20 protein-coding genes are annotated in these 21,152 nt (G+C 54.2%); 11 read left to right on the top strand and 9 right to left on the bottom strand.

Going from position 1 to position 21,152, the window contains the following annotated elements; translation table 11 throughout:
• Window positions 1–403: 403 nt before the first annotated feature.
• The 5 genes from INT84_RS06350 to nifJ form a co-directional block, all read right to left on the bottom strand.
• The gene (locus INT84_RS06350; protein ID WP_194206073.1) at window positions 404–733 is read right to left on the bottom strand and encodes a DUF2623 family protein; all 330 of its coding nucleotides are present in this window, start codon (window positions 731–733) and stop codon (window positions 404–406) included.
• 118 nt (window positions 734–851) lie between these two features.
• Window positions 852–1,286 carry a universal stress protein UspF gene (uspF, locus tag INT84_RS06345; RefSeq protein ID WP_194206072.1) on the bottom strand — a complete coding sequence of 145 codons (435 nt, stop codon included), beginning with the start codon at window positions 1,284–1,286 and terminating at the stop codon, window positions 852–854.
• Window positions 1,287–1,369: 83 nt separating this feature from the next.
• Window positions 1,370–1,591 (bottom strand): KTSC domain-containing protein, encoded by a 222-nt coding sequence (locus INT84_RS06340; protein ID WP_194206071.1) that lies wholly within the window; start codon window positions 1,589–1,591, stop codon window positions 1,370–1,372.
• Between the two features lie 139 nt (window positions 1,592–1,730).
• Entirely contained in the window at window positions 1,731–2,843 is a 1,113-nt protein-coding gene (gene ompC, locus INT84_RS06335) for a porin OmpC (protein WP_194206070.1), read from the bottom strand.
• A gap of 349 nt (window positions 2,844–3,192) precedes the next feature.
• Window positions 3,193–6,717, bottom strand: a complete 3,525-nt coding sequence (gene nifJ / locus INT84_RS06330) for a pyruvate:ferredoxin (flavodoxin) oxidoreductase (RefSeq protein ID WP_194206069.1) — start codon at window positions 6,715–6,717, stop codon at window positions 3,193–3,195.
• 295 nt (window positions 6,718–7,012) lie between these two features.
• On the opposite strand from nifJ, the gene INT84_RS06325 reads away from it, so the two are divergent.
• Entirely contained in the window at window positions 7,013–7,285 is a 273-nt protein-coding gene (locus INT84_RS06325; protein WP_176918114.1) for a DUF333 domain-containing protein, read from the top strand.
• Here INT84_RS06325 and hslJ read toward each other — a convergent pair.
• The 3 genes from hslJ to INT84_RS06310 all read right to left on the bottom strand — a co-directional run bounded on the left by hslJ (window position 7,282) and on the right by INT84_RS06310 (window position 10,764).
• Window positions 7,282–7,719, bottom strand: a complete 438-nt coding sequence (gene hslJ, locus INT84_RS06320; protein ID WP_194206068.1) for a heat shock protein HslJ — start codon at window positions 7,717–7,719, stop codon at window positions 7,282–7,284. The genes INT84_RS06325 and hslJ overlap by 4 nt on opposite strands.
• Window positions 7,720–7,830: 111 nt before the next feature.
• Window positions 7,831–8,820, bottom strand: coding sequence for a 2-hydroxyacid dehydrogenase (locus tag INT84_RS06315; protein WP_194206067.1), 990 nt, complete (start codon window positions 8,818–8,820; stop codon window positions 7,831–7,833).
• Window positions 8,821–8,970: 150 nt separating this feature from the next.
• Window positions 8,971–10,764, bottom strand: a complete 1,794-nt coding sequence (locus INT84_RS06310; RefSeq protein WP_194206066.1) for a sensor domain-containing phosphodiesterase — start codon at window positions 10,762–10,764, stop codon at window positions 8,971–8,973.
• A 281-nt stretch (window positions 10,765–11,045) separates the two neighbouring features.
• Between INT84_RS06310 and INT84_RS06305 the strand changes: the two genes are divergently transcribed.
• From INT84_RS06305 to INT84_RS06260, 10 genes are all read left to right on the top strand, one after another.
• A complete protein-coding gene (locus INT84_RS06305) occupies window positions 11,046–13,658 on the top strand; it encodes a YdbH family protein (protein ID WP_194206065.1) in 2,613 nt (870 codons plus the stop codon).
• 9 nt (window positions 13,659–13,667) lie between these two features.
• Entirely contained in the window at window positions 13,668–13,859 is a 192-nt protein-coding gene (locus tag INT84_RS06300; protein ID WP_176918109.1) for a YnbE family lipoprotein, read from the top strand.
• 7 nt (window positions 13,860–13,866) lie between these two features.
• Window positions 13,867–14,190: a YdbL family protein gene (locus INT84_RS06295; RefSeq protein WP_194206132.1), complete on the top strand. Its 324-nt coding sequence runs from the start codon at window positions 13,867–13,869 to the stop codon at window positions 14,188–14,190.
• Window positions 14,191–14,301: 111 nt separating this feature from the next.
• Complete coding sequence (locus INT84_RS06290) at window positions 14,302–14,901, top strand: CDP-alcohol phosphatidyltransferase family protein (protein WP_194206131.1); 600 nt, start codon at window positions 14,302–14,304, stop codon at window positions 14,899–14,901.
• On the top strand, window positions 14,901–15,818 hold the full coding sequence (locus tag INT84_RS06285; RefSeq protein WP_194206130.1) for a phosphatidate cytidylyltransferase: 918 nt from the start codon (window positions 14,901–14,903) through the stop codon (window positions 15,816–15,818). Before INT84_RS06290 ends, INT84_RS06285 begins: the two co-directional genes overlap by 1 nt.
• 4 nt (window positions 15,819–15,822) lie before the next feature.
• Window positions 15,823–16,464 (top strand): 1-acyl-sn-glycerol-3-phosphate acyltransferase, encoded by a 642-nt coding sequence (locus INT84_RS06280; protein WP_194206064.1) that lies wholly within the window; start codon window positions 15,823–15,825, stop codon window positions 16,462–16,464.
• On the top strand, window positions 16,457–18,214 hold the full coding sequence (locus tag INT84_RS06275) for a bifunctional alpha/beta hydrolase/class I SAM-dependent methyltransferase (protein ID WP_194206063.1): 1,758 nt from the start codon (window positions 16,457–16,459) through the stop codon (window positions 18,212–18,214). Before INT84_RS06280 ends, INT84_RS06275 begins: the two co-directional genes overlap by 8 nt.
• A complete protein-coding gene (locus INT84_RS06270) occupies window positions 18,211–19,488 on the top strand; it encodes a phosphatase PAP2/dual specificity phosphatase family protein (protein WP_194206062.1) in 1,278 nt (425 codons plus the stop codon). The genes INT84_RS06275 and INT84_RS06270 overlap by 4 nt, the downstream gene beginning before the upstream one ends.
• On the top strand, window positions 19,464–19,859 hold the full coding sequence (locus INT84_RS06265; RefSeq protein ID WP_194206061.1) for a hypothetical protein: 396 nt from the start codon (window positions 19,464–19,466) through the stop codon (window positions 19,857–19,859). The genes INT84_RS06270 and INT84_RS06265 overlap by 25 nt, the downstream gene beginning before the upstream one ends.
• Before the next feature lie 37 nt (window positions 19,860–19,896).
• Entirely contained in the window at window positions 19,897–20,412 is a 516-nt protein-coding gene (locus INT84_RS06260; RefSeq protein WP_194206060.1) for a hypothetical protein, read from the top strand.
• A 60-nt stretch (window positions 20,413–20,472) separates the two neighbouring features.
• Here the strand turns inward: INT84_RS06260 and azoR are convergent, their stop codons facing one another.
• Window positions 20,473–21,078 carry an FMN-dependent NADH-azoreductase gene (azoR, locus tag INT84_RS06255; protein WP_194206059.1) on the bottom strand — a complete coding sequence of 202 codons (606 nt, stop codon included), beginning with the start codon at window positions 21,076–21,078 and terminating at the stop codon, window positions 20,473–20,475.
• Window positions 21,079–21,152 lie beyond the last annotated feature (74 nt).

The following is a 21,152-nucleotide window of genomic DNA, read 5'->3' as shown; positions in this document are numbered from 1 at the left end:
GCACTTACTGGCTCGAAAGCAAAGCGGCAATCATCAAATCACATGATTCTGGCACAATATTCGTAACCAATAAGCGCATACCCTGAATCACTTAAAAGTGTAACTCTCAGGGTGTGAATGACTATATTTGGCACATAGCAGACATTTCAACACGGACTTCTCCACCCAGACGTAGAAGGAGCAATAATCGCTAATGCAACTCCTGTAAGCAGACTGCAACAGGATTAAGGCTGCTAAAAGCTCGCCAGGCATACATATTATATTGGGTCGACATGGCATCAACCGGCTGGTTGCACGGTTATCTATGGCGTGTATGGTACGGTTTACGGCACGTTTTATGCCTGAGTCAGGCGGAAAAGTAAATCAGACGTAAAAGGGCGTCGCGCTGGAGAGAATGCAGCGCCTAACCGCGAAGGCGGGCGCTACGGACAAGTGAGTGGGCGGCGTTGAGACACTCCTGGTATCCCTGACGGAAATAATGCAGGTACTCGTCAGAGCCGAACTCGGTGAAAAACTCCATCATCGTATTTTTATCAAGATGATACTGGCGGGTCAGCAGGCCAGCCTGCCATGCGGCCAGCTCCTTTTCACCACATTGCTCCCGAAGCTGGTGGCAATATCCCAGCACGTAGCCGCGTTTATAATCATCATTAAAGGCGCTGAAATCGGTCACCTTACGCGGATGCTGCCCTTTAAGGCCCTCCACGATCCCCGTTCCAAAATAATTGGTCATCGGATACCTCACCACTCGTTATATAAAATATTATATAACGATAGGGCGAAATGTCTCTACCCAAAAATAAGTAAATCCGTGCGCAAGCGGCCCGCAGTGAGAGTGCGGGCCGGGAAGCTTAACGTACAACCAGTACGGAGCATGCCGCGTGACGTACCACCGCAGCCGCGTTAGAGCCAAGAAGGTAAGTGGAAATATCAGGACGATGTGAAGCGAGGATGATCAAATCAGCATGCAGCGTTTTTGCCAGTTCAAGGATTTTGTCTTTTGGCGAGCCTTCCGCAATATGGGTCTGTTTGCGGTCATCGGGGATTTGAAACCGGGCGGCAATCTCTTCGAGCTTACTGATGGCTTCACGCTGTAAATCATCCATTGAAGGGAGCTGGCCTGATTGCGCCAGCCCCAGCGACGCATAGTAAGGAAAGGAAGGAACAACGGTTAAAAAATGCACTTGCGCATCATCAATCCGCGCCTGAGATTCGACGTGGGAGACGATACGCTGGGTTAAATCGCTGTCAGATACATCAATGGGGACAAGAATTGTTCTGTTCATAACAATCTCCTCGTTAAGTACCTGCTTAAAGTTTAGTCAATCAGCCCGCGATTGATATGCATTGCAACGGTAAAGTTATGTTTTTAGTGACGTCCGTTGCGTTTTTTTTCCGGATATTTGCCCTTAATCACACCATCGTAAAAACGGCCTTTAGATACCACGACAAGAAAGTCTCGAAAAATACGTGCAGGTACGCCCTGATATTGAATAACGTCGGCGTTATGGAACGCTATTTCCAGCGTGGAGGACGTTTCGTCCCAGGCAATAGAGGTGATTCGGGATGATTTTACGGGATGATGTTTCATGGTGCGCATCCTCTACAACTGATCATTGATGAACGATATCATCCATCACCCGGAGGCAATCGCGCAACTGATTACTTATAATGAAAGGAATATTGCTGACAAAAAGAAGTCGCCCGCCGAAAACAGCGGGCGATAAAGATTAGAACTGGTAAACCATGCCCAGTGCCACTACGTCATCGGTATTGATGTCGTTGTTAGCGTAGAAATTGTCATTGTCGTCCAGCAGGTTGATTTTGTAATCAACGTAGGTAGAGAAGTTTTTGTTGAAGTAATAGGTTGCGCCAACGTCCGCGTATTTTACCAGGTCTTTGCTGGTGTCTGCGTTGCCGTTAAGATCGTGGCCTTTAGACATCAGGAAAGAGACAGCCGGACGCAGACCGAAGTCGAACTGATACTGCGCAGTGACTTCAAAGTTCTGCGTTTCGTTAGCGACGCCCGCGTTACCGTACGGAGTCATGTTACGCGTTTCAGAGTACATGCTTGCCAGATAGATGTTGTTGGCATCATATTTTAAGCCAGCCGTCCATGCGTCAGCCTCGTCACCGCCTGCGACTTTGCCGCCCGCGTTAACCTGATCGTTGGTACGATCGGAGGTGGTGTATGCCGCGCCAAAGCTTGCGCCCATGCCTAAATCATAGGTGGTGGAGATACCGAAACCGTCGCCGTTTTCATTACGCAGAGCGCGGCCGTTGTTGGTGCCTTCCTGATCGTTGCTGCTGGATTCGTTATTCCCCTGGTATTGCAGGGCAAAATTCAGACCATCAACCAGACCGAAGAAATCGGTGTTGCGGTAGGTGGCAACGCCATTCGCACGACCGGTCATAAAGTTGTCAGCCTGGGTGTAAGAATCGCCGCCGAACTCTGGCAGCATATCGGTCCAGCCTTCAACATCGTACAGCACGCCGTAGTTACGACCGTAATCGAAAGAGCCGTACTGGCCGAATTTCAGACCGGCGAAGCCCAGACGAGTCCAGGAGTTAGAGCCGTCGCTTTCGGCGGTGTTAGCCTGAACGTTATATTCCCACTGGCCGTAACCGGTCAGCTGATCGTTAATCTGCGTTTCACCTTTAAAGCCAAAGCGAACATAGGTCTGATCGCCATCAGCATTATGGTTATCAGAAAAATAATGCAGACCGTCTACCTTGCCGTAAACGTCTAGTTTATTGCCGTCTTTATTATAAACTTCAGCGGCATTAGCTGCGCCTGCAATTAATAACGCAGGGATCATGAGGGCCAGTACTTTTCTTTTCATTAAAATATTCCTTTAGTTGTTTTTTTGCACTTACTTCCCTTGCAGGAAGTGAAGACATGCTAAAGGAGACTATTCTTATATGGTAAATATCATTTGTTACCTGATAAGTAAAATCTTAAGAATATATATCGAGGGTTACAGTGATAAATTTGGTGAATGATTAATTGCGAATCATACAAAATAAAAATTATACACCGGTACGGCAGTTTCGTATTATAACGGCGTTATATGCCTTTATTGTCACTGTTTTATTGACCAGTTCACCTGTCCGTCAGGTAAACGGTACTTATGACAAGCCCGAATATGAATTCGGGCTTTTTTTTATGCCATTAACCAGTGAATGCTGAAATTATTCGCTGGAAGTTTTTTCCGCTTTTCCTGCCAGTTGCGCCAGGAAATCATAACGCTTCTGCAAATCTGCGGCGGCGTCTTTCCAGAGCTGTTCTGCCACCTCAGGCTGCTGAGCGTTAAGACGGCGGAAGCGCTGCTCGTTAAGCAGCGTTTCCGCCAGCGCGTCTGACGGCGGACGTGAGTCCAGCGCCAGCGGGATCTTGCCTTCATCCGCACGACGCGGGTCGAAGCGGAACAGTGGCCAGAAACCGGTGGTGGTGAGCTGGCGCATCTGATCGTGGCTTAGCGCCAGATCGTAGCCATGCTCTTCACAGGGGCTGTAGGCGATGATCAGCGAAGGACCCGGATACGATTCGGCCTCTTGAATGGCCTTCACCGTCTGGTTAAGCTGTGCGCCAAGCGAAATCTGCGCCACATAAACATGCCCGTACATCATCATGCTGACGCCGAGATCTTTACGCGCTTTACGCTTACCGTGCTCGCCAAATTTGGTGACCGCGCCGAGCGGGGTGGCTTTCGACGCCTGCCCGCCGGTGTTGGAATAACACTGGGTGTCCAGCACCAGAATATTGACGTTTTCCGTCAGGCTCATCACGTGATCAAGCCCGCCAAAGCCGATATCGTAGGCCCAGCCGTCACCGCCGATCAGCCAGATGGATTTTTCCACCAGCGCGTCGGCGTCAGTTAGCAGCTGCTGTGCGCCGTCGACGCCGCTCAGATGCTGACGCAACGCAGCAACCTGCTCACGACGAACCTCCGGCGTGGCGTCTGCATGTAACGCGGCGTTGAGTTCAGCCGGCAGCCGATCGGCAAAGGTGTCCAGCAGGCGCATCACGCGCTGGCGATGCTGATCGACCGACAGTCTGAAGCCCAGACCAAATTCGGCGTTATCTTCAAACAGCGAGTTCGCCCATGCCGGGCCGCGACCGTTGGCATCGGTGGTGTACGGCGTTGAGGGCAGATTCCCGCCGTAAATGGAGGAGCAGCCGGTGGCGTTAGCAATCATCATTCGATCGCCATAAAGCTGGGTCAGCAGCTTGATATAGGGCGTTTCACCGCAGCCGGAACAGGCCCCGGAGTATTCGAACAGCGGGGTAATCAACTGTGAGGTACGAATGTCGATACGTTCCAGTTTGCTACGGTCCATTTCCGGCAGTGCGAGGAAATAGTCATAATTCACTTTTTCCTCTTCCACATGTTCAAGGCGCGACATCATATTGATGGCCTTGATTTCCGGGTCCTGGCGATCTTTTGCCGGACACACTTCCACGCACAGATTACAACCGGTGCAATCTTCCGGCGCGACCTGGAGGACATACTTCTGCCCACGCATATCGCGGGATTTTACATCCAGCGATTGCAAAGCATCGGGCGCGTGTTCCATCGCCTCCGGCGAAACCACTTTCGCACGGATGGCCGAATGCGGGCAGGCGGCGACACAGTGGTTACACTGGGTGCAGATTTCGGGTTTCCAGATAGGGATCGCTTCGGCAATATTGCGCTTTTCCCACTGAGTGGTGCCCACAGGCCAGGTACCGTCTGGCGGTAGAGCGGAGACGGGGAGCGCATCGCCCAGACCCGCCAGCATCGCGGCGGTGACCGTTTTGACGAAATCCGGTGCGGCATCCGACACAATCGGCGGACGGCGGGCGCTATTAACGTCAACCTCCTGCACCGTGACCTCTGCGAGGGACTCGCGGGACATCGCCAGCGCCTGCCAGTTGCGTTCCACCAGCTCCTGACCTTTACTGCTGTAGCTTTTGGCAATCGCCCCCTGTAGCGCGGTCAATGCGGTATCGCCCGGCAGAATATTGGTCAGATGGAAGAAGGCCATTTGCATCACGGTGTTGATGCGTGCGCCAAGGCCGCATTCACGGGCAATCTTCGCCGCATTTACCACCCAGAAGCGGGCGTTCTTCTGTTTTAATACCGCCTGCACTTCCTGCGGCAGCCGCGACCAGACCTCATCCGCCGCATAAGGCGTATTCAGCAGGAAAATCCCGCCGGGTTTTAAGCGCTCCGCCATCTGATACTTATCAATAAACTGCAACTGATGGCAGCCAACGAAATCGGCGTGCGAAATTAGATAGGCCGAGCGGATGGGATGCTCACTGACGCGCAGATGGGAAACCGTCAGGCCGCCGGCCTTTTTCGAGTCATAGACGAAATAGCCCTGCGCATACCACGGCGTCGCATTACCGATGATCTTGATGTTGTTTTTCGTGGCGGAAACGCTGCCGTCACTGCCCAGCCCGTAAAACAGGGCTTCGAGTTTGGCTTCTGCGGGTAGCGTATTCTCCGGCAGCGCTAAAGACAGGTTGGTCACGTCATCGTAAATACCGACGGTAAAGCGCGGCTTCGGTTTTGCCGCGCTAAGTTCGTTAAACACCGACAGTACGCAGTCCGGGCCAAATTCTTTTGATGAAAGACCGTAACGCCCGCCGATCACGCGCGGTAAAGTCTCACGCTCGCCGCGGTTAAACGCTTCGGCCAGCGCGGTCATAACATCCAGATACAGCGGTTCGGCGTGCGCGCCCGGTTCTTTGGTGCGATCAAGAACGGCAATACTGCGCGCGCTTTCTGGCAGGGCGCGCAGCAGATGCGCGGCGGAGAAGGGCCGGTAGAGGCGGACTTTCAGCACGCCCACTTTTTCGCCGCGCGTCAGCAACGCATCGACCACTTCCTCGCAGGTGCCGATAGCCGAGCCCATCAGCACCACCACGCGTTCCGCCTGCGGATGACCATAGTATTCGAACGGCTGATACTGTCGCCCGGTGGCGCTGGCGAAATCATTCATCGCCTCTTCAACGCGATCGTAGACCGCGTTATACCAGGGGTTAGTCGCCTCGCGCGACTGGAAATAAGTATCCGGGTTGGCGGACGTCCCACGGATCACCGGATGCTCCGGATTCAGCGCCCGCGCCCGATGAGCATCAATTTCCGCCTGCGGTAAAAGTTGGCGAATGGTCTCATCGGCCAGCGGCACGATTTTATTGATTTCGTGCGAGGTGCGAAAACCATCGAAGAAATGAATAAACGGCACGCGGGATTTTAGCGTGGCGATGTGAGAGATGAGCGCAAAGTCCTGCGCTTCCTGCACATTTGCCGCGCAGAGCATCGCACAGCCAGTCTGGCGTACCGCCATCACATCCGAATGATCGCCGAAGATAGACAGCGCGTGTGTCGCCACCGTGCGTGCGGCCACATGCAGAACAAACGGCGTAAGCTGACCCGCAAGCTTATACAGCGTCGGGATCATCAACAGCAGCCCCTGCGATGAGGTAAATGAGGTAGACAGCGCCCCGGTTTGCAGCGCGCCGTGAACGGCAGCAATCGCTCCCGCTTCAGACTGCATCTCCACCACGCGCGGCACATCGCCCCACACGTTTTTTAATCCATTTCCCGCCCATGCGTCGGCCTGTTCAGCCATTGTCGAACTGGGGGTAATCGGATAGATGGCGATAACTTCACTGGTGCGGAACGCCACCGAGGCGGCTGCACCATTACCGTCAATTGTGATCATATGACCTCATACATTGCTCAAAAAAGGGAACTCATAAAACGCCAGTGAATCCCGAAATTATTTCCTTAGTTTAGCAAAGGTTAAAGGGCACCATTTTCGCTTTTGTGTCCCTGGCATCGCTTTCATCAATGATTAAATGGCTTTCAGCAGAAAAAATTGCCAGAAAATGTTTCCTCGGCCGCAAATGCGCGTTTCATCTCTCGACGAACCGCTTTCGGGTGCCTATGATGCTTTGGCTACGTCAGCGATGACCGCAGGCGGCGCTTTGTTTTGGCCTAACGACAGGGGAGAAAAGATGCGAGCAGCTTTTTTAATCGGATTTGCCGCGATGGTATTAACGGCGTGCAGTAGTAGCAATGAGCCTGTTCAGCAGGCGACGGCGGCGCACGTTGCACCAGGTATGAAAGCGGCGATGTCCAGTTCAGGCCAGGCAAATTGCGCCATGATTGGCGGTTCACTTTCCGTTGCTCGCCAGCTTGATGGCTCCAGTTCAGGGATGTGCGCCTTGCCCAATGGCAAACGCTGCACCGAACAGTCGCTTGCCAGCGGCACCTGCGGCAGCTATTAACTCGCTGCGTTGACGCGTTTAAAGGTTAATGTTTGATCGGCTGTTGCCAGCGTTAACTGGTCTCCGGTCAGATCGACCTGTGCTCCGGCGCTAAGCATCGCACTTAGCGTGTGATCCAGTGTATTCAGTTGCGGATCGCTGCACATCATGCGCGTCATCGCCAGCTCTTTTACTGTCAGCTCACCGGCGGACATTTTGCCTGCGCCAGTAAAATGGTTACACATGGAGCCTGATACCTGAACGCGTTCCAGCGCAGTAGTTTTTTCACCGAACGCCAGTTCCAGCGGTTTCTCGCTGGCCTTAACCGGCTCACCGTTTGCCGTCTCCAGCACAAAACGCTGCTGCTGTAATTTTTCTGCTGTGACCGAAGTATCTTTATCCGTCACGCAACCGGTCAGCATTAACGCGCAAAGCAGCGCAATACTCTTCTTCATGCTTCTGTACCTGTATCTTTCTGTAACGTCTATCACTGCTATTGTAGAGAGATTACGCGCGAGGTCTTCGGGGTTATTCTGAAAGTGCTCCCCCGCAGGGGAGCATAGCGGTCAAACGAGGGCATTAGAGCAGGTTTCGCTATTCTCAAGCTGGCGGAGATTTTCCAGCGTGGTTTCTGAAATACTGATCAGCGCTTCGGCGGTAAGGAAAGCCTGGTGCCCGGTAAACAGCACGTTATGGCAGGCGGAGAGGCGACGGAACACGTCATCCTGGATCACGTCGTTGGATTTATCCTCAAAGAACAGATCGCGTTCATTTTCATAAACATCCATGCCCAGCGCACCAATTTTCTGCGTTTTCAGCGCCTCAATGGCGGCCTGAGAGTCAATCAATCCGCCACGGCTGGTGTTGATGATCATTACGCCGTTTTTCATTCTGTCGAAGGCGCTTTGATTGAGCAGATGATAGTTTTCAGGCGTCATCGGACAGTGGAGAGAAATCACGTCCGACTGAGAGAGCAGGGTGTCGAGATCAACATACTCGGCCCCGAGATCCAGCACGGCTGCATTCGGATAGGGATCCACCGCCAGTAGACGCATGCCGAACCCTTTCAGGATACGCAGCGTCGCCAGGCCGATTTTACCTGTACCAATCACCCCGGCAGTTTTACCATGCATCGTAAAGCCGGTCAGCCCTTCAAGAGAAAAGTTGGCGTCACGGGTACGCTGATAGGCACGGTGAATGCGGCGGTTAAGCGTCATCATCATACCGATAGCATGTTCCGCTACGGCTTCCGGTGAATAGGCGGGAACGCGAACCACGCGCAGACCCAGCTCTTTCGCCGCATCAAGATCGACATTATTGAAACCCGCGCAGCGCAGCGCGATGAATTTCACCCCGTGCTTTTTGAGCTCTTCCAGCACCGGACGGCTGGCATCATCGTTAACGAAAATACACACGCCTTCACAGCCATTGGCCGTTTTTGCGGTCTTTTCGGTCAGCAGGAAATCAAAAAATTCCAGTTCGAAGCCATAAGCGTCATTAACCTGTTGCAGATACTTTTTATCGTACTGTTTGGTACTGTAGACGGCGAGTTTCATAAGACTTTCTCCAATGATTTTCTGCGATCAGATTAACATTTTTAAAATAATCTGACAATTTATAAAAAATAATTGAATCGACTGTGTTATCCCTCAATTTTAGTCGGTTCCGCAGATAAATGACCGGATTCGCGTCATAAGGTCTGTCGCTCAGGGACGTAACTTGTCCGGCGTCGGGTTCGCCGCAATCCACGCAGGAATCTCTTCGGGCGGCATGGGCATCGCAAAGTAATAACCCTGCGCTTCATCACAGCCGAACGATTTCAGTAGCAGCGCCGTCTCACGATCTTCAACCCCTTCCGCCAGCACCGTGTAATTTAGTTCTTTAAGCATCACCACCACGTTACGGGCGATAATTCGGCTGCCAGAGTCGGAAGTGACCTGGCTTATCAGGGAGCGATCGAGCTTGATAGTGTCGACCGGAATACGCCTTAGGTAATTAATATTACTGTTACCGGCACCAAAATCATCGAGCAGAATAATAAAGCCGATGGATTTTAAAATATCCAGTTCATTCAGCGCCGCCGGACTTTCCAGCATTTTCTCGGTTTCCAGGCACTCAAGACGAATATCCGCGGGCGTGAGACCAGCGGCAATAATTTGCCGGGTTAATCTGAGCGAAAAACCGGCGCTGGAGAAATCACTGACCGTGATGTTGATTGACACCGGAATGTTCACGCCGCTTGCCCGCCACTCGGTGATCTGTGAAAGCGTTCTCCGGATCACCCACTGGGTAATCTCTGCCATCAGACTGGTGCGCTCTGCGAGGGTAACAATAATCGCCGGAGAGATATTGCCAAGCGTCGGATGCTGCCAGCGCAGCAGCGCTTCAACCCCTTTAATCTCGCCGTTAATCAGTGAAATTTTAGGCTGATACGCCAGATAAAGCTGCCCTTCGCTCTTCAGCGCCTCGCCCAGATCGTAAAGTAGCCTGAACTCCTGATTTCTTTTTTCATCCATCTCAGGATCAAACGCTCTGACCGGGGCATCCTGACGAATGGCTTCATGCAGGGCGCTGACCGTTTTGCGCAGCACTTCCTGAGCGTTAATCACCGCGGGATCGAAAGTGAAATAACCGACGTGCATGCTCAGCGATATCTCAATATCACCAGTAATTTTGGCCTGAGTTGCCGGAAATCCTACCGCCTGCTGAATTAATTCGTCGGCCAGATCTTCTTTCATTAACAGCGCATAACGCGCCGTCGCAAAAGCATAAAGAATAACGGAGGGATCAAGGTCGAGTCGGATGCGCAACAGGGGAGCAAAATTGCGCAGCATATTTTCGACGGCGGCAATACCTAAATAGCGGGAAAGCTCATAGGCCCGGTTAATATCAATACAGTCAAAGATAATAAGCGTGTAATTGCCGGCGTTTTCCACCCGCGACAGGCTATTCACTTCTTCAAGCAGGCTTTGCCGGTTGGGCAGTGCGGTCAGGGCATCCATGCGACCCACAGAATACCACGATTCCAGATAAGCGCTTGCCAGCGCGGCTAACTGTAAAAATTGCTCGATCTGTTCCGGGGTCGGTAAGGCGGGGCTGGCATCACAAACGCACAGGGTGCCCAGCACAAAATTGTCTTTCGTTTTCAGGGGCGCCGCGGCATAGAACACAATTGCGCCTTCAACCACCAGCGGGTGCCGGGTAAAACGTGGGTCAAGGCGGGCGTCAGGACAAATGACCGGCTTGCAGGTGCCAACGGAATATTTACACATCGTCTCATCGGCGGGCAGCGTTTCCGGCACCGAAGCGAGATTAAAGGCATATTTGATGTACTGATACTTATCATCAAAGATGGTGACAAAACAGCCCGAAACGCCGATAAGCTGCCTTGCCAGTTGGGCAAAACCGCCGAGCGTTTGGTCTCGCGGCGCATTTTCCTTGCGCAGCAGTTCAAATGCAGCAAGCTTTTTGGTTTCGTTTTCATTTAACCCAGAGAACATGCATTGCTCCCGCGCGAAGGATAAACCCTCTTTTTTGCCGTCACCCGTTAGGCTTTATTAACAAAATAATGACATAAAAACCACATTTTCGCCGATGTAATGGCCTTTATTTCTGTAATGTTGGGCTAAACACAAATCAAGCCAGACGCCAAAAGCCGCATATACTTAATATTTAGCAGAATGGCAACCGCCGCGCTCACGGGTTCATCTCATTGGCTTTACGTGTCACAATGCGCCGATACTGGACGATAAAACGCGAATAATCAGGATATTAAATACCCATGAAGGGTAGGTATAAAGCAGCACTTGCGCTCCTCTTACTCATTATACTTCTGCCGCTCGCGCTGGTAATGACGCTTGGCTGGTGGGTACCTAAGCTGGCAGGCATCTGGCTACCGGCCGGGACGCGCATTGCGCTGGACGGCCCGCCGAAGTTGTCTTTACACGCGCTGCGTATTCCCGATCTGCGCTATATCGTCGCGGATTGCGAACTGGCGCACCTCCGGCAGGGCGAGTTAACCCATCCTGGCCGCTGGCGTCTCAACATCGGTGAACTGGAGATCAACTCCGCCTGCCTGAGTAAACTCCCGCAGGCGGAACCATCCGCCACGGCCCCCCGTACCCTGGCGCAATGGCAGTCGATGCTGCCTTATAGCTGGGTGACGATCGATCGCCTGACGCTGTCACCCTGGCAGCAGTGGCAGGGGAAACTCGCGCTCGATATCACGCCGCAAAAACAGACTGTGCGTTATCAGGGGAAGGATATTACCCTCTCAGCGCAATTGCAGGGACAGGCGCTGGTTGTCGATGAATTTGCGCTGCGCCTTCTCGCCGATCGGCCACCGATCACCCTTAACGGGCAGTTTGTGATGCCGCTGGTGCCGGATGGCCTGCCGGTGGAAGGGCATACGCGTACTACCTTACAAATTCCCACGATCGCCTCCCCGGTCGACGTTGAAGTAGCGTGGCGTGAAGGAGAAGGAGAGCTTATCGCGCTTGACCGCGAAACGGGCGATCCGCTTCTCGACCTTCCCTGGCAGCTAACGCCCCAACGCCTCACGATTAGTGACGGTCGCTGGAGCTGGCCATATCAGGGCATGCCGCTCAGCGGGCGGCTGGGCGTCAATGTTGACGGCTGGAAGCAGGGGCTGGATAACGCGCTGATCAGCGGGCGGATGAACGTCATTACTACCGGTAAAGCCGGTAAAGGTAACGCGGTACTGAATTTTGGGCCGGGTAAACTGAATCCCGATGCCAGCGATATGCCGATGCAGCTTACCGGCGAGGCAAAACATGAGGATCTGATTTTCTACGCCGTTCTTCCGGCACATCTCAGCGGGCGGCTTGACGATCCGCAACTGGCCTTTACGCCGGGGGCGCTGTTGCGCTCGCGTGGCCGGGTGATCGAATCGCTTAATCTGGATGAAATCCGCTGGCCGCTGGCGGGCGTTACGCTTTCCCAACGCGGCGTTGACGGACGACTTCAGGCGATCCTGCGCGCGCACGAGCAACAACTGGGCGACTTCCTGCTGCATCTGGATGGCAAAGCGCAGGATTTTCTGCCGGATAACGGTCTGTGGCAGTGGCGTTACTGGGGCGAGGGCGGCTTTACGCCAATGCAGGCGCGCTGGGACGTTGCCGGAACGGGCGAGTGGCGGGACCAGCGCATCACCCTGAATACGCTTTCCACCGGGTTTAATCAGTTACGCTACGGCACCATGCAGATGCGTCAACCGCGTCTCACCCTCAATAAACCCGTCGTCTGGCTGCGTGATCCACAGCATCCGCAGTTCAGCGGTGCGCTGACTCTGGAAGCGGGACAAACCACCTTCAGCGGCGGCAGCGTTCTGCCGCCCTCGGTTCTCAACTTCAGCGTGGAAGGTAGCGACCCGACGCTATTCCAGTTTAAAGGCGATCTGCATGCGCAGGCCATCGGCCCGGTGCGAGTTAACGGACGCTGGGACGGCGAGCGGCTGCGCGGACAGGCGTGGTGGCCGCAGCAGTCGTTGACCGTTTTTCAGCCGCTGCTGCCGCCGGACTGGAAAGTGGATCTGCGCGAAGGAGAGCTGTATGCGCAAATTGCGTTTTCTGCCGCGCCCGCTCAAGGATTCACCGCAGGGGGACACGGCGTGGTCAAAGGCGGCAGCGCATGGTTGCCGGATAATAAAATCAACGGCGTCGACTTTATTTTGCCGTTCCGCTATGGCAACGGTAACTGGCAACTCGGCACTCATGGACCGGTATCGTTGCATATCGCGGAGATCGAAAACCAGGTCACGGCGAGAAATTTTACCGCCAGTTTGCAGGGGCGCTGGCCGTGGAGTGAAACCGATCCGTTGCTGCTCAGCGACGTCAGCGTCGATGTGCTGGGAGGCAAAATTACCCTGCTGCAATTGCGGATGCCGCAGCACGATCCGGCGCTGCTGCGGGTGCAGAATATCTCCTCCAGCGAGCTGATTAGCGCCATTAACCCAAAACAATTTACCCTGTCCGGCCCGGTGAGCGGCGCGCTACCGTTGTGGCTGAATAATGAAAAATGGATCGTAAAAGACGGCTGGTTAAGCAACCCCGGCCCGTTAACGTTGCGTATTGATAAAGACACGGCGGACGCAATTGTTAACGATAATATGGCGGCTGGCGCGGCAATAAACTGGCTGCGTTACATCGAAATATCCCGTTCATGGACCAAAATTAACGTCGATAATTTGGGATTACTGACGCTTCAGGCGGCGATTACCGGCACGAGTCGTGTTGAAGGAAAAAGTAATGCTATCACTCTAAACTATAGCCACCAGGAGAATATTTTTACCCTCTGGCGTAGTCTGCGCTTCGGCGATAATTTACAGTCATGGCTTGAAAAGAATGCGACGCTGTCAGATAAGAAAGGAATGTGAGGAATAATAATGAAAACTGCGATCGCTTTATTACCGCTGCTGGCACTCGCGCTGTTAACCGGCTGCACGCCCCGCATTGAAGTGGCGGCACCCGAAGCGCCGATCACTATCAACATGAATGTCAAAATCGAACATGAAATCCATATTAAGGTAGATAAAGACGTTGAAACGCTCCTGAAGTCACGCAGCGATCTGTTTTGAGGCAATGATGAAAAAATCGTTAAAACTGGCGCTTCTGGCGCTGAGCCTGATAAGCCCCCGCGTTTTTGCGCTGAGTCTCAATGAGGCCCGCACAGAAGGGCGAGTCGGTGAGACCTTAAGCGGTTATATTGCACCGCTGCGTCAGGATGCCCAAACCCAGGCGCTGGTGAAGCAGATTAATCAGGCCCGCAGCGAAAGTTATCAACGTCTGGCAGACGCCAATAATTTGCCGGTCGACGAAGTGGCAAAAATGGCCGGGCAAAAACTGGTTGAGCGCGCGTCGCCTGGCGAGTATGTTCAGGGCATCAACGGGAAGTGGTTACAAAAATAGTTCAGACCGCTGACAACGTGGGGGAGCGCCCCGTGTTCCACGGACGGTTTGTCATCAACCTTATAGTTTGCTCTTATTCTGTAGTTAATCATGTTCAGGGAGACGGTCATGATAACGCTTTACGATATAAAACCTCGCTTTCAGGCATTACTTCGTCCACTGCTACGCCGCTTACATAAAACCGGGATCAGCGCGAACCAAATCACGCTATTCGCGCTGGCGCTGTCTGTTATAACGGGCCTGTTTCTGGCAATCGTGCGTGAGCCGTTCTGGTTTATCGTATTACCTGTCGTGCTGTTTATTCGTATGGCGCTTAATGCGCTCGACGGAATGATGGCGCGGGAGTATCACCAGCAAACGCGGCTGGGTGCTATTCTCAATGAAACGGGCGATGTGCTGTCGGATATTGCGCTCTATCTGCCGTTTATTTTTCTGCCGCAAAGCAATGTGCCGCTGATCCTGACGATGCTGTTTTTCACGGTAATGAGCGAATTCTGCGGCATCCTCGCGCAAACCATTAACGCGGTGCGCAGCTATGCCGGGCCGTTTGGCAAAAGCGACAGAGCCCTGGTATTCGGTAGCTGGGGATTCGTTATCGCGCTATGGCCACAGCTCAATGTCTGGAATAACGTGGTGTGGGGCGCGGCGACGCTGTTACTTCTCTGGACGGCCATCAACCGCTGCCGTTCGGTATTACGGGAGCCGAACTGATGCCGCTACTCTTTACCGCGCTGGCGGTGATTTTTTCGCTGCTCATCTTTGCCTCGCTCGTTAACCTGCTGCTGGTCTGGCGTCGGCCGGAAAAAGACTGGCGCGAACTCACCCTGCGTATTCGCACCTGGTGGGTGATTATTCTCTTTTTCTCACTGGCGATGATAAGCCCTCGCTGGCTGGCCCTGACGCTCTTCGCGCTGGTGAGCTTTCTGGCCTTAAAAGAGTTTTTAACCCTCATTCCCTCCCGGCGCTCCGACCGGATGCCGCTGCTGTGGATGTTTCTGGCTATCCCGCTGAACTACTGGCTGATTGGCTGCAACTGGTACGGGATGTTTATCATTTTCATCCCGGTTTACGCCTTCCTTTTCCTGCCCGCGCGGATGGTTTTGACCGGCAACACCGAGGGCTTTTTGCGCACCGCCTCCCAGCACCACTGGGCGTTAATGACCACCGTATTTGCGTTCGGTCATGTGGGATATCTGCTGGTATTGCCCAACGATGGCGCACAAACCGGTGCCTTATTGGTGCTGTTTCTGGTCGGCTTAACCGAGTTTAACGACATTGCCCAGTACCTGTGGGGTAAATCCCTGGGGCGCATTAAAGTCACGCCTCGCGTAAGCCCAAATAAAACCCTCGCCGGACTGATCGGCGGCGTTGCCAGCACCGCGGTTATTGCCCTGATCCTCGGCCCGCTGATGACACCGATGAACTGGACTATGGCCCTGGTGGCAGGTCTTATCATTGGCGTCACCGGTTTTTGCGGCGACATTGTGATGTCGGCAGTGAAACGTGATATTGGCGTCAAAGACAGCGGCACGCTGCTGCCAGGGCACGGCGGTATTCTGGATCGGCTGGATTCTCTGATTTTTACCGCGCCGGTATTTTTCCATTTCATCCACTATTTTTACTATTAAGCCTATGGGTAAAAAAGCGCTTCGCCTGTTATTTACCATGACGATTGTCTGGCCGGTGATCTGGCTGTGGCTTGGCCTGCGGGTCAGGCATCGGCATCTTATTCCCACCGCTGGCCCGGCGATTGTGGTGGCGAATCACAATAGTCATATGGACGTTTTTGCGCTGCTGTCGCTGTTTTCGTTGCGTACTCAGCAGCAGGTGCATCCGGTTGCCGCGGCCGACTATTTTTTGCGTAACCGCTGGCTGGCGTGGTTCACCTTAAATATTCTTAATATCATCCCGGTGGTACGTACCGGTGAAGATACCGATCCGCTGGCGGGTTGTGAGCAGGCGCTGCGGCAGAATAAAATTCTGATCCTGTTCCCGGAAGGGTCGCGGGGCGAGCCGGGAAAACTCTCGCCGCTGAAATCCGGCATCTGGCATCTGCTCCAGCGCGTGCCCGAAACCAAGGTGATCCCGGTATGGCTGTCGGGCACGGAAAAGGTACTGGCGAAGGGGAATCGCATTCCGCTGCCGCTATTTATTGATGTCTGTGTGGGGGACCCAGTTGCTACCCACCCGGATAAACCGACTTTTATGGATTCGCTGTTGCAGGCATTACTGCATTTGCAACCACACCAACAGGGACATGAAACACATGACTAACCTCCGCACGCCTGAAGAAAATACCTTTCTGACCAGCGATCGCCAGACGCTGTTTTATCGCCACTGGCCTGCGCAAAGCGATACGCCCGTGCGTAAGGTCATTGTCCTTTTTCATCGCGGACATGAGCACTCCGGTCGCTTGCAGCATATCGTTGATGAACTGATGATGCCAGACACCGCCTTTTACGCCTGGGATGCCCGCGGTCACGGGCGAACGGAAGGCGCGCGCGGCTACAGCCCGTCGCTGGCCCGCTCGGTGCAGGACGTTGACGAATTTGTCCGCTTTGCCGCAGCGGACAGCCAGCTGACGCTGGGCGAGGTGGTTGTGGTGGCGCAAAGCGTCGGGGCCGTACTGGCCGCGACGTGGGTGCATGATTACGCGCCGCAGCTGCGCGGCTTAATCCTGGCCTCACCGGCGTTTAGGGTGAAACTGTACGTCCCGTTTGCCCGTTCCGGTCTGGGGCTGATGCAGCGTTTTCGCGGTCTTTTCTACGTTAACTCTTACGTCAAAGGCAAATATCTGACCCACGATCCGGCGCGCGTTGAGAGCTTCAACCACGACCCGCTGATTACCCGCGCCATCGCGGTCAATATTTTGCTGGAACTGTACAAAACGTCAGAGCGTATCGTCAGCGACGCGGCTGCCATCGTCGTCCCGACGCAAATGCTGGTGTCTGGTGAAGATTTCGTAGTGCATCGAAAGCCACAGCTGGACTTTTACCAGCGCCTGCGCAGTCCGCAGAAAGAGTTGCATATCCTGCCGGGGTTTTATCACGACACGCTCGGCGAGCAGGAGCGCCATCTGGCGTTTGACAAAATGCGCGCCTTTATTGACCGTCTTTATGCCAGCCCGCTGGCGCAATTTGATTACCGGGAAGAAGACAGCCACAGTCCCGGCGCAGATGCCTGGCGCATTCTCAGCGGCGGACCGGAACCGTATTCCATTGACGACCTGTCATTCCGGGCATTGCGTTATGGCATGAAAGCGCTTGGCACCCAGTCCAGCGGCGTAAAGCTGGGGTTTGATACCGGTTTCGACTCCGGCAGCACCCTGGATTATGTCTATCGTAACCAGCCGCAGGGCAGTAGCGTGCTGGGCCGGATGATCGATAAAAACTACCTCAACAGCGTCGGCTGGCAGGGGATTCGCCAGCGTAAAATTCATCTCGATACGCTTATCAGGCAGGCGGTGAATCGTCTGGTCGAGGAAAATAAACCGGTGCGGATCGTGGATATTGCCGCCGGGCATGGTCGCTACGTGCTGGATGCCCTCCAGGGAAATACCGCCGTAGACGCCATTCTGCTGCGTGACTACAGCGAACTGAACGTGAGTAAAGGTCAGGAGATGATTGCTCAGCGGGGTATGGCGGGCGTCGCACGATTTGAACGCGGCGATGCTTTCAACCGCGATGAGCTGGCGGCGCTTGATCCTACTCCCACGCTGGGTATTGTCTCGGGATTGTATGAACTGTTCCCGGAAAACGCCCCGGTGCGCGCGTCGCTTGCCGGGTTAGCAGCAGCAATTCCCCCCGGCGGTGTGCTGATCTATACCGGCCAGCCCTGGCACCCGCAGCTGAAAACCATTGCCTGGTCACTCACCAGCCACAAAGACGGTAAAGCGTGGGTGATGCGCGTGCGCTCGCAGGGCGAAATGGATGCGCTGGTGCGTGAAGCCGGGTTCGATAAATGCGCCCAGCTTATCGACCAGTGGGGCATTTTTACCGTCTCCATGGCGGTACGTCGCGAATGATAACCGTGGATCGTCGCATTCTGCTTCAGGGGTTGGGCTGGATAGCCCTGCTGGGGCCGATTTTCTTTTTGACCTACGGGCAGGTGAATCTCTATACCGCCAGCCGGAGCGATGTAGGCAGTATGGTCTTCTCCTGGGAGCACCATATTCCTTTTATTCCGCTGAGTATTATCCCGTACTGGAGCCTGGATCTTCTCTACGGGCTGTCGTTGTTGTGCTGCCGTACCCTGAGTGAACAGCGTCGGCTGGCGTGCCGGTTATTACTCGCCTCGCTGCTGGCCTGCCTGGGGTTTCTGCTCTTTCCGCTGCGTTTTACCTTCACTCGCCCGCACGTGGAGGGCGCAGCCGGGTGGTTATTTGGCCAGCTTGAGCAGTTCGATTTACCGTTTAATCAGTCGCCGTCGCTGCATATTATTCTCTGCTGGATCATCTGGTGGCATTTTCATCAGCGTCTTTCCGGCGGCTGGCAGAAACTGTGCGACGGCTGGTTTCTGCTGATCGCCGTATCGGTTGTCACCACCTGGCAGCATCATGTCATCGATGCGATCACCGGACTGGCGGTCGGAATGCTGATTAGCTGGCTGATACCGGACCGGGGAAAGTGGCGCTTACGCCGTCCTGAGTCGGGACGCAGAAAACTGGCGCTGCGTTATTTTGCCGGGGCGCTGTTGTGTCTGGCAACACCCTGGCTGAGCTGGGCCGCGATTTCGTTGCTAATGGTGACGCTGGGTTATATGGCGTTCGGCGCGTCGGCGATGCAGAAAGATGCTGAAGGACGCATCGCACCCGCTGCATACTGGCTGTTACTTCCCTGGCGTCTCGGTACGCATCTCTCTGCGCTGTGGTTTACCCGCAACGTTCCCAACGTCGCCCCCATAACAGAAGGCATTTTTCTCGGCAGCTATCCCCGTCAGCAAACGGAACAGCGCGCCGTTCTCGATCTTACCTGCGAATTCCCCCGCGCCGCGGCAACCGCACACCAGGTTTATTACAGCGTGCCGATGCTCGACCTGGTGGTGCCGGAAGAGGAGCAGCTAACGCTGGCCGTTAATCAACTTGAACAGCTGCGCGCTGAGTATGGAACGGTGCTGGTTCACTGTGCGCTGGGGCTGTCGCGCAGTGCGCTGGTGGTTGCGGCCTGGCTTTTACGTACCGGCAAAGCCCAGACGGCAGAAGAGGCGGTGGCGATGCTCCGCGCCTGTCGCCAGCAGATTGTGATTAAACCCGGTCAACTGGAGGTGCTGCAACAATGGCAGAAAACCGTGACGACCTGACAAGAGCAGCGCTGCTGACGCACTCTCTGGCAAGCTGGAAATTCTTTTTGCTGCTGGGGATGCTACCGTTGCTGTGGGCAGTGACGGTGTTGCCTGCTGGTTGGCTGCAAATCATAGTGGTCATCAACGCAGGTTATATTGCTTTTGGCTGCTGGCGACTGTGGCTGGATGAAGGCTATTTCAGAATTCTTAATCAAGACTGCCATGCAGCGGCGGGAGAAACGCTGGCCTTTATCTGGCAGCGTGAACGCCTCAGCACCTTAACCCCGACAGAGCGGGAGCAGGGTGCCCGGCGGCAACTGCATCTGACGATGAAAGCAACGATGCTGGCGTGGGCGCTGTGGCTGCTTGCGCTGATTATTACGCTCTAACACCATTGAGGCTCAATCCTCCGTCAGGAAAACAACCATGAAAATTTATGCCTCTCTGGTCGGCATACTACTTTTAAGCGCAGCCCAGCCAGGCGCTTTTGCTGCCGGCACAACGAAAACCCTGTGGGAGATCATGACGCTTCTTCGCAGCGAATCGGCTATGACGCGCAAAAGCATTGAACGGGATTTTGCGACCAAACTGACGTTAAAAAACCAGAACCAATACACGTTGTTTTATGCAGGCGCTGGTCCTCAGCTTAACAATAATCTGCGTATTGCTAATATCGATTTTAGAGTGCCCACACCCGGCGCTTCGCCGCGTGGCAGCTTTCTGGTGCTCAGTCTGGAAGGTAAAGGGTGTATCACCCTGGAGGATGTTAAACAGCATTATGCTGACTTAACGCTCAGTCAGGTGCCGCACGGACATTCGCTGGAGGAAGAAACCGGATACCGCACCACGTTTAACCACTGGAAGCTGGCATTTGGCTTCAAAGAAAAACGCCCGGAGTGCCTGGCGAGCGTGGTGTTTGATTCTGCTGAAGAGAATCAGTAACGATGTGTGTTACTCAGAGTTCATAAGCCCTCCCGCGACAGAGGCGAGAGGGCTGAGAACTTATGCTGCTACCAGACCATCAATCGCCGCTTTCGCATCATTCTGCGCCTGCGCGGCCACGTCCGGACCGTAAGCAATACCTTCGGCAAAGACGAAATTCACATCGGTGATACCGATAAAACCGAGGAACAGCGTCAGGTACGGCGCAACCAGATCGGTTGGCGTATCTTTATGAATACCGCCGCGGCTGGAGAGGATCACTGCGCGTTTGCCCGTGACCATACCTTCCGGCCCTTTTTCGGTGTAGCGGAAGGTCACGCCAGCGCGTGCCACCAGATCAAAATAGTTTTTCAGCTGGGTCGGAATATTGAAGTTATACATCGGTGCGTTGATAACAATCACATCGTGAGCCTGCAACTCTGCAATCAGCTCGTCGGAAAGCGCCAGCGCTTCCTGCTGACGTGGAGTCAGCGGCGCGTCGCTCGGGCGCAGTGCGCCAACCAGTTCGCCATCCAGCACCGGAACGGGATTCGCTGCCAGATCGCGGACGGTCACTTCATCACCCGGATGTTTCTCACTCCACTGCTCAACAAAGTAGTCAGATAACTGACCAGACTGTGAATACCCTGCCAGGATGCTCGATTTAAGAACCAATACTTTGCTCATGGGTGTTTCCTTTTATGTGTTTGAAGGGGGATAGCCCGCCACTTGTTTACACTCTATTCACAAAAACGGCCCAG

Source organism: Superficieibacter sp. 1612_C1 (assembly GCF_015234305.1).
GTDB lineage: Bacteria > Pseudomonadota > Gammaproteobacteria > Enterobacterales > Enterobacteriaceae > Superficieibacter.
The sequence above is the reverse complement of the archived record's forward strand: the minus strand, read 5'-3'. Positions and strand labels throughout refer to the sequence as shown.